The organism is Streptomyces sp. NPDC087844, assembly GCF_044742785.1.
GTDB lineage: Bacteria > Actinomycetota > Actinomycetes > Streptomycetales > Streptomycetaceae > Streptomyces.
This window is the reverse complement of the sequence record NZ_JBIUVD010000014.1, coordinates 129,549-143,902: the sequence shown is the minus strand read 5'-3', so window position 1 is coordinate 143,902 and position 14,354 is coordinate 129,549. Positions and strand designations below refer to the sequence as shown.

Genomic DNA, 14,354 nt, shown 5'->3' with positions numbered 1-14,354 from the left:
CCCACCTCAGGAAGGCACCGAAGAACTCCCCACTCATTCGAAAGGGGCACGCCTTGATTTGTCATGATCGCGTCAGCTCTTCTCGCGCGACCCTCGCCCTGAGCCTGCTCACCGCAGTGCTGCTCTGCCTGATCCCCTGGAGCGCACCCGCCCACGCCCACGGCTCGGTGGTCGACCCGGCGTCCCGCAACTACGGCTGCTGGCTCCGCTGGGGAAGCGACTTCCAGAACCCTGCCATGGCACAGGAAGACCCCATGTGCTGGCAGGCGTGGCAGGCCGACTCGAACGCCATGTGGAACTGGAACGGCCTCTCCCGCAACGGCTCCGCCGGTGACTTCGAAGCAGTCGTCCCCGACGGGCAACTGTGCAGCGGCGGCCGGACCGAAGGCGGCCGTTACAACTCCCTCGACGCCATGGGCGCCTGGAAGACGACGGACATCGGCGGCAACTTCACCGTGCAGCTGTACGACCAGGCCAGCCACGGCGCCGACTACCTCCTCGTCTATGTCACCCGTCAGGGCTTCGACCCCGCCACTCAACCGCTGACCTGGGACGACCTTCAGCTGGTCGCCCGGACCGGCGCCTACGCCCCCAGCCAGAACTACTCCGTCGACGTGAGCACCACGGGCCTCAGTGGCCGCCATGTCGTCTACACGATCTGGCAGGCGTCGCACATGGACCAGACGTACTTCCTGTGCAGCGATGTGAACTTCCGCTGATCCATCGGTCCCCGCCGGGCGCGACCCGTCCGGCGGGGGCAGGAGGAGTGACCCGCACACCTCACCGCGCCTGCTGAAGCGGCAGGCACAGGTGGAGTTCGTAACCGCCGTCGGCGGCGGGGCCGGCGATGACGGTGCCGCCCAGGAGCTCGGCTCTCTGGCGCAGGCCGGCCAGGCCGTGATGGGCGCCGGGCAGCAGCAGCGCGGGCCGGGTGGGCGCGGTGTTGGTGACCGCGGCCCGTACCGTTCCCGCGGCAAGCTGTATACGGATGGCGGCCCTGGCGCCGGGGGCGTGTTTGCGGACATTGGTGAGGGCTTCCTGCACGGTGCGGTAGACAGCGCGCTGGATGGTCGCGGGCAGGGCGTCCGGCAGGTCGGTGTGCAGTTCGGTCTCGATACCACTGGTGTCGACCAGCCGCCGCAGATCGGCCAGGGACGGCTGCGGGGTCAGTTCCGTGGGACGGCTGCCGCCCGCGCGCAGCACGCTCACCATGTGCCGCAGTTCTTCCAGGGTCTGCACGCTCAGCCGTCTGATGGTGGCCGCGGCCTCCTGCGCCATCGGCTCCTGGCTGCCCACCTGCAGCGCTCCCGCGCGGACCGCGATCAGACTGACCTGGTGGGAGACCACGTCGTGCATCTCCCGGGCCAGTTGCGCGCGTTCCCTGGCCAGCACGCTCTGGGCCAGCAGTTCGCGTCCGTGCTCGCGCGCCTGGGAGATCTCGGCCAACCGCAGCGACAGTTCGCGGCGGGCCTGCACGAGTTGGCCGAGGAAGACCGGCGCCGCCGCGGTGGCCAGGCTGTAGGTGACATTGATCAGGTCGGACGGATCGGAGAAGTCGGCGAACGTCGGCGAGGGCCACATCCACCAGGTGATGTCGCAGGCGGCGAAGAGCAGTGCGCAGACCACCAGGAGCACCCGGCTGCGGCTCAGCGAGGCGAGGGCGTACAGCGCGGCCAGAGTGGCGAACACCGCGTCGGTGACCAGGGCCGCCGGCAGGGCGCACAGGAAGGCCGCCGGCGGCAGGTGGCGGCGCAGGGATAGAGCGACCGCGGCCAGCAGGGCGACGGCTCTTCGCTGCGGTTCGTCGGCTTCGACGTGCACCCAGATGTCCAGCAGGGAGATGCCGATGAGGAGGGCGTCCATCAAGGGGGCCGGAACGCGCCCGGCCGCGACCCGTCGCCGGGGGCGCGCGGGGGGTCTCACCCTTCCGCCCGGGCGCTCGGTGGTTTGAGCAGGCCCGCGCGTTCGGCCAGCAGCGCGGCCTGGACCCGGCTGCTCACCCGCAGTTTGGACAGCAGGGCACTCACGTGGTCCTTGACCGTGCCTATGCTCAGGTGCAGTTGTGTGGCGATGGCGGCGTTGGGCAGCCCTTCCGCGATGAGGATCAGGACGGCCTTCTCACGGCCGGTCAGCTGTGCGACACGGCGCAGGGCCGCCTGCTGGGGGCCGTTGGCGAGATAGCCGTCCACGACGGTGCGGGTGACGGGGGAGGACAGCACGACTCCGCCCTGTGCCAGCGTGCGTACCAGCACGGGCAGTTGTACGGGGTCGGTGTCCTTGAGCAGGAACCCGGACGCTCCCGAGCGCAGGGCGGCGGCCACGTACTCGTCCATGTCGAACGTCGTGAGCATCGCCACCACCGGGGTCACCGGCAGGAGCCGCAGCTGGGCCAGCACGCTCAGCCCGTCCACATCCGGCATCCGGATGTCCAGCAGCACCACATCGGGCGTCAACCGCCGTGCCGCCGCCACCGCTTGGCCGCCGACGACCGCGCCGACCACCTCGATGTCGTCGGCCGCGGAGAGGATGTGCTCGAAGCCCGTGCGGATCAACGCTTCGTCGTCCACCACCAGTACGCGAATCACGTGCGCCCCCATCGACGTGGACCGCTTGTCGATTCGTACCACGCCGGAGGCTCCCCGAGGGTTCCTTCGGTGACGTTTTCCGCTGGGTGACGGAGGGCTTCCAGCCAGTCGGCTGGATGATGTCGGCCACTTGCCGGATGGGCCCGGACCGGTGTGCGACGTCAGCCTGGAACCCATGACACACGAAGCGACTTCAGCCTCCGCACCGGCCCTTCCGTCGCCGGTCCCGCGGCCGAGCCGGCCGGCCGGCGTCCCCCTCGCGTCCTCGGCCGGCCGGCTCATCGGTATCGATCTCGCCCGTGGCCTCGCGGTCTTCGGCATGTACGCCGCCCATGTGGGCCCCGAGCCGGCAGTGGGCGGGCCGGTGGGCTTCCTCGCCGAGCTGGCCCGCGGCCGGTCCTCCGCGCTGTTCGCGCTGCTCGCCGGGTTCTCCCTGGTCCTCATCACCGGCCGCCCGCAGCCGCGCACCGGCCGGGCCGGGCGGCAGGCGGTGGGCCGGATCGTGCTGCGCGCGCTGATCCTGATCGCGGCGGGCTACGCGCTCACCGCCCTGGACACCGAGGTCGACGTCATCCTCGCCTTCTACGGACTGATCTTCCTGCTCGTCCTGCCGCTGTACCGGCTGCGCGCCCGCACCCTGGCGCTGCTCGCCGCCGCGAGCGCCCTGCTCATGCCCGTGCTGCTGTACGTGATCCGACAGTCGATCCACCACGGCGACTGGGCCGACACGGTGATCGCGGCGGATCCGCTGGCGCGCGTCAGCGACACCGACGGCTTGCTCGAACTGCTGTTCACCGGCGAGTACCCGGCGCTCACCTGGACACCGTTCATGATCGCGGGGATGGCGGTCGCCCGCCTCGATCTCACCCGGGCCCGGACCCGCACCCGGCTCGCGCTGACCGGCGGCGGGCTGGCCGTACTCGGCCACGGGGGCTCCTGGCTGGCCCTGCACCTCGTCCCGGGCGCCCTCACCACGGTCGCCGCGGCCACGGACGGCGGCGGGGCGGCGTCGGCCTGGTGGTCGGACGGCGTGGGGTACCTCGAAGACGACACCCCGGCCGCCTGGCTGCTGGTGGGCGCACCGCACAGCCAGACCACGTTCTCCGTCCTGGGCAACACCGGTGCCGCCCTGCTCGTGGTGGCCGCGTGCGTCACCGTCGCCGCCCGGATGCCGGTTCTGACACGACTGGTCCGGCCGGTCGCCGCCGTCGGCATGATCGCGCTGACCGCGTACGTGGCGCACCTCCTCGCCATCCACGTGGTCGGCATGGAGGAGGAGCCCGGTCCGGCCATGGTCGCGCTGCTCGCCTTCGTCACCGCGGCCATGCTGCTGGCGACCGTCTGGACGCGGTATTTCCGCCGCGGTCCGCTGGAGTACGTGCTGCACGGCGCCACTCGCATCACGCGTCACATCAGGTAACACCCGTTGCAGCCCGCCGGGTTCGGCCGGGCCGGGGGCGTGACCGGGATGCGGCGACCGAGGTGACGGGATCGAAGATCACTCGTTTGACCGTACCGACAGAGTGTCCTCGTCCCCCGAAAGAGCTAAGCGATCATGTTTGTGCGCCGGCAGACACCCTCGGACGGCGACCCACGTGTGCTCGATGTGCGGCGCGCGGAAGCCGCGCTCATGGAGCACTACGCACGGTTGGTCCGGCTGGTCTACGTCACCCTCCCCCGCTCTCCGGGCCGCCACCGGCGGGTCCTGGCCGCCCACGGTCTCGTGCAGCGGGCGCTGCCCCACCGCGGACCCGCCCTACCGGGCCGGCGCCGCGCGGGCGGCACCCGGAACGCGGCCCCGGACGAGTACGGGGCCCTGCGGACGTCCGTACTGCGGGCGGCCATGGCCCAGGACGCGCGACCCGGTCCGCTCCCCCGCGCGTGGGGGCGGTGGGCGGGGCGCCCCGCGCTGCCGGCCGTGTGGGGGCTGCGTGTCTTCCCCCAGTCCGGGGGCGCCGAGGAACTGCTGCTGGACCGTGCCCTCGCGCAGGCCGACTGGCCGGTGCGGGCGGCCGTCGCGCTGCTCGTACTGGAGAAACTGTCCGTCGACGAAGCCGCTGCCGTCCTGCGGGACACAGGCGTGGCCGAGCCCGGAGAAGCCCTCCCGACCGCCCAGAAGCTGGTCGACGAGAGCGGCCCCCGCACGTCGGGCACCGGCGGCGGCACGGGTGCGGCGGGCGCGGCCACCGGACCTCGGCCGACGTCGGTGGCCGGCGGCTCCGGGACACCCGTATCCGCTCTGCTCGCCCCGGAGTTCGATCCCTGTCTGCTGCACGCACGGCCGACCGACCTGCTCCGCCGCAGACACCGGGTGCGCACGGCCGTGACCGTCGCCCTGCTGGCCGCGTGTGTCGGAGTCACCTCCCTCTCCCTCTCGGGCGACAGCGGTGTCCCCGCCGGGAGCGGACGTCAAGGGACGGCGTCGCAGGCGACGGACGCCGCGCTGCTGCGCCGTACGCCCGCCGACGTCTGGGCGGACACCGCTCGGGTCGACTTCACGGCCTGGCCCGCCCGCGGCGCGCGGACCCGCGACCGGGCGCTGCTGGAGCGCGCCCTGCGGGCCTGGTCGGACCCGTCCTGGCGGGGACGGCGGTCGCAGGAGGCGGGAGCGGCGTCCACCGGTACCGGCCGGGCACCGCGTCTGCTGTTCGCCGACGACGTCGACGGACGCGCGGTAGTCGTCCTGCACGACGACCCGACCACCGTGCGCTACAGCGAACCGCTGCACGGCGACGGGCCGTCCGAACTGGTGTCCGCCCTCACCGACGGCGCCGACGTGACGACCGCGGCCGCGGTCGTCGTCTCCCGCACTCCCGAGTCCGTACGGATGCTGCTGGCGCCGTGGATCGCCGAGGCGGGCACCCGCGATCTGCTGGCGCCCGACACGCCGGCCCGGGACGTGTCCCGTTCCGGCAGCGGCCTCACCGAGCCCCTGCCGGTCCCGATGCCGTCGGCCGACGGCGACTGCCGTGCCTGGCCCGTCGTGCAACTGCGGTCCTCAGCACGCATCGTCGAGAAGCACGCGTTCCTGCTCACCGACCTCGGCGGCGTCTCGCCCGTCCATCTGACCTACATGCCGCCGCCGGAGCCGGGGGTGCGTCCGCGCCCGCCCCGGGAGGCCACCGGACCGGACGCCCTGCGGGGCTGGGCACGCACCGCCTGCCGGCTGGACGGAGTGCGCGGTCGGGGCGTGCGCGCGGTGAACCACTGGGTCTTCGGCCGGCAGGAATTGCCCGAGCGCGCCGGAGAGGCCACCTGGGTGTGCGCCCGCGCCGACACCTGGCGCGGCCCCGGGCGCGTGGAGTACCTCTTCCTCGGCCCGGGCGCCGGGCCCGCCCGCTCCGCCGGTGTCCGCGAGAACACCGCCGAGTGCAGCCGGTTCGGCCAGGACGTGCTGGCCGACGTGGACTGGCGGGCCCCTTCCGGCTCCTCGTACCTGCTGGCCGCCGGGAGCAGGTCCGTCGGCCGTATCGAGACGTCGGGGCCTCTGCGCGCCAAGGCCGACGGACGCTATCTCGCCGTCCGTGCCACCAGGAACACCGACGCGGAGGTCGTCGGACACCTCCCCGGGCGTGCCGAGGTCCGGGCCCCCTGACGGGACCGTTGTCCGGTCAGCGCTCGCTGCTCAGTTCGCTGTTGAGAGCGTGGAGGAAGTCGGCGATCGTCTCCAACTGCTCGGGGGTGAACTTCTGCCGCGCGGCCTCCGTGCTGCGCGCCAGAGGCCTGAAGTACTCGCGAGCGAGCGCACGGGCGCCCGCGTTGTACGTGAGGTGGACCACCCTGCGGTCCGCGCTTTCGCGCGTGCGGCTGATGTGACCCGCGCGTTCGAGCCTGTCGAGGCAGGCCGTGACGGCTCCGGAGGTGAGGTCGAGGCGCTCCCGCAGGCGCGAGGGCGTCATCGGCTCACCGTCGGTCGCCGAGGCGTCCAGGATCGCGGCCAGCGCGTGGACGTCCGTGGCATGCAGTTCGTTGGCCTGGGCAAACGAGTGGGCGATCCGGTTGAACTCGCTGTTCAGCGCACGCAGCAGGACGGCATAGGCCTGGAGATCGCTGGCGGGGCCTTCATGGCTGTCCGAACTGTTGGGCTGCATGGGACAAGGATAGTATCTCTCAATGGTTGAGATACTTTCTCATTGAGATATATTTGGGCTTGCGCTTGCGTTTGCCCTTGCCCTTGTTCGCTGTCCGGTCCATGTCCTGCGCCACGCCTGTGGGGAAAGCTGTTGAGAAAGTCAATGAACACCGTGCGTCGACCCGCCCGATGGCTGGTCCCCCTTGTTCTCGTCGTCGTCTGGCTCGGTCTCGGCGGAGCGTTCGGCTCCTACGCGGGCAAGCTCGGCGACGTGTCCACCAACGACCAGGCTGCCTTCCTGCCCCAGAACGCCGAGTCCACCAAGGTCGTCGAGCAGCAGAAGGCCTTCGCCGAGCGGGAGACCCTGCCCGCCGTGCTCGTCTGGACCGCCGACGGCGGCGGTGAGGTCTCCACGGCCCAGCAGGACTCCGCCACCCGCGTCCTGAAGTCGCTCGCCACCGTGGAGGGTGTGGAGAGCAGGCCCTCACCGGCGCTGCGCTCGAAGGACGGAGCGGCCCTGGAGGGTGTGGTTCCGCTGCGCCCGGATCTCGGGGACCGGCTGGGCGAGGTGCTGGACGAACTGGAGCGGGCCGCCTCGGACGTGTCCGGGACACGCGTCCAGATCGCCGGGCCCGCGGCCACCCAGGGGGACCTCGGCGAGGCCTTCGCGGGCATCGACGGAATCCTGCTGGGAGTGGCCCTGGCAGCCGTTCTGCTCATCCTGCTGCTGGTCTACCGCAGTGTTCTGCTGCCCTTCACGATCATCATCAGCGCCGTCTTCGCACTCGGCATCGCCTGTGCCATCGTCTATGTGCTGGCCGACCACAACATCGTGCGCGTGGACGGTCAGGTGCAGGGCATCCTGTCCATCCTCGTGATCGGCGCGGCCACCGACTACGCCCTCCTGCTGACGGCGCGCTTCCGCGAAGAACTCGCGCGCAGCAACGACCGTTCCCAGGCCGCGTGGAAGGCGCTGCGCGACTCCTTCGGCGCGATCACCGCCAGCGCCGCGACCGTGGCCCTGGGGCTGCTCGCCCTGCTGCTCAGCGACCTGACCAACAACCGCGCGCTGGGACCCGTCGGGGCGATCGGCATCGTGTGCGCCGTGCTGACGACGCTGACGTTCCTGCCCGCGGTGCTCGCCCTCATGGGCAAGGTGGCCTTCTGGCCGGCCAAGCCCCGCTCGGCCGACGCGGAGACGGGCGGACACGGGATCTGGCGGCGCGTCGCCCACTGGGTGGACACCCGCCCCCGGCGGCTGTGGATGGCATCCGCCGCCCTGCTCGTGGCGGGCGCCGCGTTCTTCCCCGCGCTGCAGTCGAAGGGTGTGCCCCTGGACGAGCTGTTCGTCAACGACGCACCGTCCGTCGCGGCGCAGGAGACTTTGGGCAGGCACTTCCCCGGCGGCTCCGGCCAGCCGGTCGTGATCATCGCGGACGCGGACCGGCGTACGGAGGTCACGCGCGCCGCGGCCGCGACACAGGGGGTGGCCGAGGCGCAGGCGGTGACCTCGTCCGGTCGGCCCGACGGAAAGCCGCTGGTCGTGGACGGCCGGGTGCGCATCGACGCCGTCCTGGACGCCGCGCCGGACAGCGACGCGGCGAAGAACACGGTGCAGAAGCTGCGCGACCGGCTGCACACGGCCGACGCCGACGCCCTGGTCGGCGGCTACTCCGCGCAGCAGTACGACACACAGCGCACCGCGGAGCACGACCGGACCCTGATCATCCCCGTCGTCCTGGCGATCATCCTGGCGATCCTCGTCGTCCTGCTGCGCTGCCTCCTGCTGCCCGTGATCCTGGTGGCCACCGTGGCGTTGAACTACCTCGCCACGCTCGGGATCGCGGGCCTGGTGTTCCGGCACGGCTTCGGCTTCTCCGGGACGGACGCCTCGGTTCCGCTGTACGGATTCGTGTTCCTCGTCGCGCTAGGCGTCGACTACAACATCTTCCTCATGTCACGTGTACGGGAGGAGACGCTGCGACTGGGCACACGCCAGGGCATGTTGCGCGGACTGATCGCCACCGGCGGAGTGATCACCTCCGCGGGGGTGGTCCTGGCCGCCACCTTCGCGGCCCTGATCGTCATCCCGCTCGCGTTCCTCGCGCAGATCGCCTTCATCGTCGCCTTCGGCGTGCTGCTCGACACCATCGTGGTGCGCTCGCTGCTGGTCCCGGCCCTGGTACGGGACATCGGCCCGGCCGTCTGGTGGCCCGGTCGCCTCGCACGCCGACCGTAGCGAGCGTACGCGGGTCGGTATGGAGCGGCGACGGCCGGCAGGACCTGCTCGCTCACCTGCGGCAAGTGGTGCGGGAGCGCGGCCGGTTGAGCGTCCCGCACCAAGTCCCCCTGGCTCTCAGGCCGTCCGGGTGCGCGAGTGGAGCATGCGCGCCACCTCGTCCGAGCGTTCCAGGAGGGTGTTGCGCACCACCGGGACCGCCTCCCGGGACGCGTGCTCAGCCTTTTCGACGTACGTGAGGTCGATGGCGTACGGCGGGAAGAGACGGCCCGCGTAGATCATCGCCGGGATCATTCCGCCTCGGTGCAGTCGCGGAACGAGGTCCAGGTAGTGCTCGGTGTACGGCGCAAGGAGGGCGTCCTGCGCGGGTCGCCAGAACGCCGTCGCCACCTGGCCGACCGAGCTGAGCGGGACCGCCCGGTCCACCGCCAGCTGCTGCCAGACCTCCGCCTTCGCGCCGGGGTCGGGCAGCGCGGCCCGTACGGTGAGGGCGCGGACCCAGGCATCGGGGTCCGGGTCGCGGGCCAGCAGAACGGCGGTCTCCGAGTCGACCTCCCCGCCCAGTTCCGCCACCCGGGCCAGTACGCGCCAGCGCAGATCCACGTCGTCACCGGCCTGTTGGCGGAGCCGGGCCAGGTCCTCCGCGGTCGCGGCGGTGCGGGCCAGACCTCGCAGGGCGACCTGCCGGCGGCCGGGGTCCGTGGCCAGGTGTCGGCAGGCGGTCGCCACAGCGGCCGTCAGACCGGCGCGTTCGCCAGGTGGCGCCCACAGCTCGGCGATGTCCGCGGCCAGGGCCAGACAGGGCTCGATCACGGCGTCGGACGTCTCGGCGGTGAGGACCGCGGTGACGCACCGCCCGGCTTCCGCCGCCGTGGCCTCGCCGTTGACCAGCATGTCCCACACGGTCGCCGTGGCCACACCGCGGGAGATGGCTGTGGGCAGCCGCGCCGCCGCGTGGAAGAAGGCGTCCCTGGCGGTGGGATCGGGCCTGGTCGTGGCGAAGGTCAGGTCCTCGTCGTTGATCAGCAGAACGTCGAGGTCCTTTCCGGGCGGCAGGCCGGTGACCGGGGTGCGGGTCCGCCTCACCTCGACGCGTACCAGCGCCCTGCGTTCCAGTGTCTCGCCGTTCCTCCCGTACGCGCCCACCGCGAGCACCTGCGGGCGGGGGTCGCCCCCGGCCACCAGCGTGACGTCGTCGCCGTCGCGTTCCAGGGTGAAGCGGTCGGTGCCCGCCGTCGCGAGCCAGGCCGTGCGCCAGGCGTCCAGGTCCCGCCCGCCGGCTTCGGAGAGAGTGTCGATCAGATCCTGGAGCGTGGCGCTCCCCCACGCGTGACGCGCGAAGTAGGCGCTCATGCCCGCCCTGAAGCGCTCTTCACCGACGTACGTCATGAGTTGCTGGAGGACAGAGGCGCCCTTGGGGTAGGTGATGTTGTCGAAGATCGACGCGGCCTGCGCGACATCGTGGATGGGCTGGTGGATCGGATGCGAGACGGGGCCCTGATCGGACAGGTAGGCCCTGAGCTTGTCGCCCGCCAGGTGCCCCGCCCACGCGTCGGTGAACCGGGTGGCGCGCTCGGCGGCCCAGTGGCAGGCGAACTCCGCGAAGGCCTCGTTCAGCCACAGGTCGTCCCACCAGCGCATGGTGACGATGTTGCCGAACCACATGTGCGCCATCTCGTGCAGCAGCACCTTCGCGAACAGCTCCTGCTCGGCCGGCGTCGGCGCGGCCCGCCGCAGGAAGCCGTCGGACCAGGTCACACACCCGTAGTTCTCCATCGCCCCGCCGAACTCCGGCATGAACACCTGGTCGTACGTGCGCTGCGGGAACGGCATGTCGAAGACCTCGCCGAAGAAGGCGAGCCCTTGGCGGGTGAGGGTGAAGACGTCCTCGGCGTCGCGGTCGAGGACCGGGGCGAGGGAGCGGCGGGTGTAGAGGCCCAGGTCGTAACCGTCGGCCTCGCGGCGGATCTGGTGGAAGGGGCCCGCGTTGATGACGGTGTTGTACACGGACAGGGGCGGGGTGTCCGGGAAGGTCCAGCGGCGGGCCGAGTCCAGCTCCTCGACGCGCGGGCCGCCGGAGTTGCCGGTGACGGTCCAGCCGGGCGGGGCCGTGACGGTGAAGGCGTGCGGGGCCTTGAGGTCCGGCTGGTCGAAGCACGCCCAGACGAACCGGGCCTCGTCCGGTTCGAAACTCGTCCACACGTAGACCTCGCCGTCCGCGGGGTCGGTCGCCTTGTGCACGCCCTCGCCCGTCGCCGTGTCCGCCTGGACGCTCTCCACCCGCAGCACGTTGTGCCCGGCCAGGGCGGGCAGGGGTATGCGGCCGTCCCCGGTGGGGGTGAGGGGGCGGCCGTCGAGTGTCGCGCCGACCACCTGCGCCGCGCAGTCCACGAAGGTCTCGGCGCCCGGCTCACGGCAGGTGAAGGTCACGGTGGACACGCACCGCACCTCCGGCCCTTCGGGCAGGCCGGTGAGGTCGATGGCCACGTCGTACCGCTCCACCGTCAACAACGCGGCGCGGCGCCTTGCCTCGGTACGGGTCAGGCTCCGGATCTCCATACGTCCTCCGTCGTCGGGCAGCGGGCAGCGGGCGTCAGCGTATGCCGGTCTGTGCGGGCCCGGTGGGCTGCTGGGCGGGCTCGTCTACGCGCGGGCGGGCCGCGGGTACGAGCGCCCGGCGCACCGCGGCCCGCGGCCCGCGGCCCGCACGTGGTCCGGACGGTGCTCGGCGCACGCGACGGCCGCCGCACCGAACGGGGAGTGGGGGCCGCTCGTCCTGATCCGTCGGGTCACCCTCTTGGGGCGGCCGGCGGTCCACCGTCCCGCGTCACCGCTTCGGCGACGGCCTCCCGGCAGCGTACCGATGAGGGGTGCGCACGAGCTGGGTGCGGGCGTGGGCCGACCCGTACCGCACAGGTCCTCGATCCGCGGGGACCGCCCCCGGTCTGCGAGGATGTTTCGTATGGATGTGCGGCACAGAAACCATGTCACGGTGTCCGGGCGGCCCGGCGGGCCCGTCGTGATGCTGGCGCACGGGTTCGGGTGCGACCAGAACATGTGGCGTCTGGTGGTCCCGGCACTGGAGCGTGACTTCACCGTCGTGCTCTTCGATCACGTGGGCGCGGGGAACTCGGATCTGTCGGCATGGAGTCCGGACCGGTACGCGACGCTCGACGGGTACGTCGAGGACGTGCTGGAGCTGTGCCGGGAGCTCGCGCTCGGGCCCGTGACGTTCGTGGGGCATTCCGTGAGCGCGATGATGGGTGTGGTGGCCGCGGCCCGGGAGCCCGAGGCGTTCGCGGGGCTCGTGCTGCTGGCGCCCTCGCCGCGGTTCGTCGACGACCCCGAGACCGGCTACCGGGGCGGGTTCGACGCCGCGGACATCGATGAGCTCCTGGATTCGCTGGACGCGAACTACCTGGGCTGGTCGGGCGCCATGGCCCCGGTGATCATGGGCAATCCGGAGCGACCGGAACTGGGTGAGGAGCTGACCAACAGTTTCTGCCGCACCGATCCGGACATCGCCCGGGTCTTCGCCCGCGTGACGTTCCTCTCCGACAACCGCGAGGATCTCGCCCTGGTCGAGGTCCCCACGCTGGTGGCCCAGTGCTCCCGTGACGCGATCGCTCCCCGGGAGGTGGGTGAGTTCGTGCACGCCCGCATTCCGGGAAGCCGCCTGGTGACGCTCGACGCCACCGGACACTGCCCGCAGCTCGCCGCCCCGGAGGAGACCACGGCAGCGATCACCTCGTTCGTAGCGGCACTCACCTGATGTGCGGGTCCGGCGACGAGGAAGACGTGGGGGCCGAGGTGGGTGAGATGGGTGAGGTAGCCGGTGTGGCGGGCGGCTGGGACAGGAGCGACCGCGACTCCTCCGACGAGCAGGCGCAGTTCTCCGCGCTGCTGGAGGACAGTGCCGAGGACCTGTACGAGCACGCGCCCTGCGGTTATCTGTCCACCCTGCTGGACGGCAGGATCGCGAAGGTCAACACCACGCTGCTGGCCTGGCTGGGCTACGAGCGGGACGACCTGCTGGGCCGCAGACACTTCTCCGACCTGCTGACCGTCGGCGGGCGGCTCTACCACGAGACCCACTTCGCCCCGCTGCTGAGGATGCAGGGCGAGGTCAGCGGCATCGCTCTGGAACTCAAGGCCGCCGACGGCTCCCGCCTGCCGGTCCTGGTCACCTCGACGGTGCGGACGGGCAGGGACGGGCAGCCGCTGCTGATCCGTACCACCCTCTTCGACGCGCGCGACCGCCGCGCCTACGAGATCGAGCTGCTGCGCGCCCGCAAGGAGGCCGAGCGGGAACGCGAACGGCTCCAGCGCCTGGCCGCCACCCTGCAGACGACACTGCTGCCGCCGACCCTGGCCGATGTGCCCGGCCTGAACGTCTCCGCGTACTACCACATCGCCTCGGCGGACGAGGTCGGCGGCGACTTCTACGACCTGTTCCCGCTGGCCGAGGGCGCCTGGGGACTGTTCCTGGGCGATGTGTGCGGCAAGGGGGCCGCCGCGGCGGCCGTCACCTCGCTGGCCCGCTACACCCTGCGGGCCGCGGCCGTGTACAACCCCGATCCCGCCGCCGTCCTCGCCAACCTCAACACGGTCCTCAACCATGAGTACAACGGCGCCGACCCCCGCTTCTGCACGGTCATCTTCGGGCTGCTGACCCCGGACCCGGACCGGGGCGGCTTCCACATCACCCTGGCCAGTGGCGGGCATCCGCCCGCCCTGCTGATGCGCGCCGACGGGACCACCGGATATCTGCCCACCCCGGGCGGGCAGCTCATCGGTGTCCTGGCCGACGCCCACATAGCCACCACCGCCGTCCGGCTGACCCCCGGCGACACCCTGCTGCTGCACACCGACGGGCTCACCGAGGCCCATGTCGACGCCGGCGTCGACAGCGAGGACCGCTACGGCGACGACGCCCTTCTCGACTTCGCCCGCACGCTGGCTCCCACCACCGCCTCGGACACCGTCGACGCGATCCGCGACCTGCTCGACACGTTCGGCAGTGGCGTGGACGACGACACCGCCGTACTGGCCATCCATGTGCCCCGACCTCCCAGTGAAGAAGAGCTCCAGTGACCCAGCGCCTGACCCTCCGCACCCGCAACTCTCCCGCCGGAGCGGTCATCGAGCTCGCCGGGGACCTGGACCACCACAGCGCCCCCGAGGTACGCGCCGCGCTGCCCGGAGTCGACCTGCTTCCGGGCCGGCAGCTCGTCCTGGACCTCGGTGGCGTCACCTTCTGCGACTCCAGCGGTATCACCGCGTTGATCGCCGCCCGCAATCACGCCCTGGCGGCCGGTGCGGGCATCGCCCTGGCCGCCGTCCCCGAGCCCGTCAGCCGGATCTTCCGCATCGTCGGGCTGGACCAGGTCTTTCCCGTCCACCCGACAGTCCGGGCCGCCGAAGCGGCCTGGCGGCCCACCGCGGGCTGACACCGGGC

11 protein-coding genes are annotated in these 14,354 nt (G+C 71.9%); 7 read left to right on the top strand and 4 right to left on the bottom strand.

From position 1 onward, the window contains the following. The first annotated feature begins 53 nt into the window (after positions 1-53). Positions 54-719 carry a lytic polysaccharide monooxygenase gene (locus tag ACIOKD_RS25885; protein WP_402088436.1) on the top strand — a complete coding sequence of 222 codons (666 nt, stop codon included), beginning with the start codon at positions 54-56 and terminating at the stop codon, positions 717-719. Positions 720-780: 61 nt separating this feature from the next. On the opposite strand, the gene ACIOKD_RS25880 is transcribed toward ACIOKD_RS25885, so the two are convergent. Both ACIOKD_RS25880 and ACIOKD_RS25875 read right to left on the bottom strand, forming a co-directional pair. Continuing rightward, entirely contained in the window at positions 781-1,863 is a 1,083-nt protein-coding gene (locus ACIOKD_RS25880) for a sensor histidine kinase (RefSeq protein ID WP_402088434.1), read from the bottom strand. Between the two features lie 56 nt (positions 1,864-1,919). Continuing rightward, entirely contained in the window at positions 1,920-2,585 is a 666-nt protein-coding gene (locus ACIOKD_RS25875; protein ID WP_402088751.1) for a response regulator, read from the bottom strand. Between the two features lie 175 nt (positions 2,586-2,760). Between ACIOKD_RS25875 and ACIOKD_RS25870 the strand changes: the two genes are divergently transcribed. Together ACIOKD_RS25870 and ACIOKD_RS25865 are read left to right on the top strand one after the other, a co-directional pair. Then, complete coding sequence (locus tag ACIOKD_RS25870) at positions 2,761-4,005, top strand: DUF418 domain-containing protein (protein ID WP_402088432.1); 1,245 nt, start codon at positions 2,761-2,763, stop codon at positions 4,003-4,005. Between the two features lie 135 nt (positions 4,006-4,140). After that, positions 4,141-6,180 (top strand): hypothetical protein, encoded by a 2,040-nt coding sequence (locus ACIOKD_RS25865; RefSeq protein ID WP_402088430.1) that lies wholly within the window; start codon positions 4,141-4,143, stop codon positions 6,178-6,180. Between the two features lie 16 nt (positions 6,181-6,196). On the opposite strand, the gene ACIOKD_RS25860 is transcribed toward ACIOKD_RS25865, so the two are convergent. Then, positions 6,197-6,676, bottom strand: coding sequence for a MarR family winged helix-turn-helix transcriptional regulator (locus tag ACIOKD_RS25860; protein ID WP_402088427.1), 480 nt, complete (start codon positions 6,674-6,676; stop codon positions 6,197-6,199). Between the two features lie 144 nt (positions 6,677-6,820). Between ACIOKD_RS25860 and ACIOKD_RS25855 the strand changes: the two genes are divergently transcribed. Beyond that, positions 6,821-8,896 (top strand): MMPL family transporter, encoded by a 2,076-nt coding sequence (locus ACIOKD_RS25855; protein ID WP_402088424.1) that lies wholly within the window; start codon positions 6,821-6,823, stop codon positions 8,894-8,896. Positions 8,897-9,013: 117 nt separating this feature from the next. On the opposite strand, the gene pepN is transcribed toward ACIOKD_RS25855, so the two are convergent. Further along, positions 9,014-11,455, bottom strand: coding sequence for an aminopeptidase N (pepN, locus tag ACIOKD_RS25850; protein WP_402088421.1), 2,442 nt, complete (start codon positions 11,453-11,455; stop codon positions 9,014-9,016). Positions 11,456-11,858: 403 nt separating this feature from the next. Here pepN and ACIOKD_RS25845 point away from each other — a divergent pair, with 403 nt between their 5' ends. Genes ACIOKD_RS25845 through ACIOKD_RS25835 form a run of 3 tightly spaced genes read left to right on the top strand, consistent with a single transcriptional unit; the run spans position 11,859 to position 14,346 of the window. Next, complete coding sequence (locus tag ACIOKD_RS25845; protein WP_402088418.1) at positions 11,859-12,668, top strand: alpha/beta fold hydrolase; 810 nt, start codon at positions 11,859-11,861, stop codon at positions 12,666-12,668. 47 nt (positions 12,669-12,715) lie between these two features. Further along, positions 12,716-13,990: a PP2C family protein-serine/threonine phosphatase gene (locus ACIOKD_RS25840; protein WP_402088414.1), complete on the top strand. Its 1,275-nt coding sequence runs from the start codon at positions 12,716-12,718 to the stop codon at positions 13,988-13,990. Continuing rightward, entirely contained in the window at positions 13,987-14,346 is a 360-nt protein-coding gene (locus ACIOKD_RS25835) for an STAS domain-containing protein (protein WP_402088411.1), read from the top strand. The genes ACIOKD_RS25840 and ACIOKD_RS25835 overlap by 4 nt, the downstream gene beginning before the upstream one ends. The last annotated feature ends 8 nt before the right edge of the window (positions 14,347-14,354 follow it).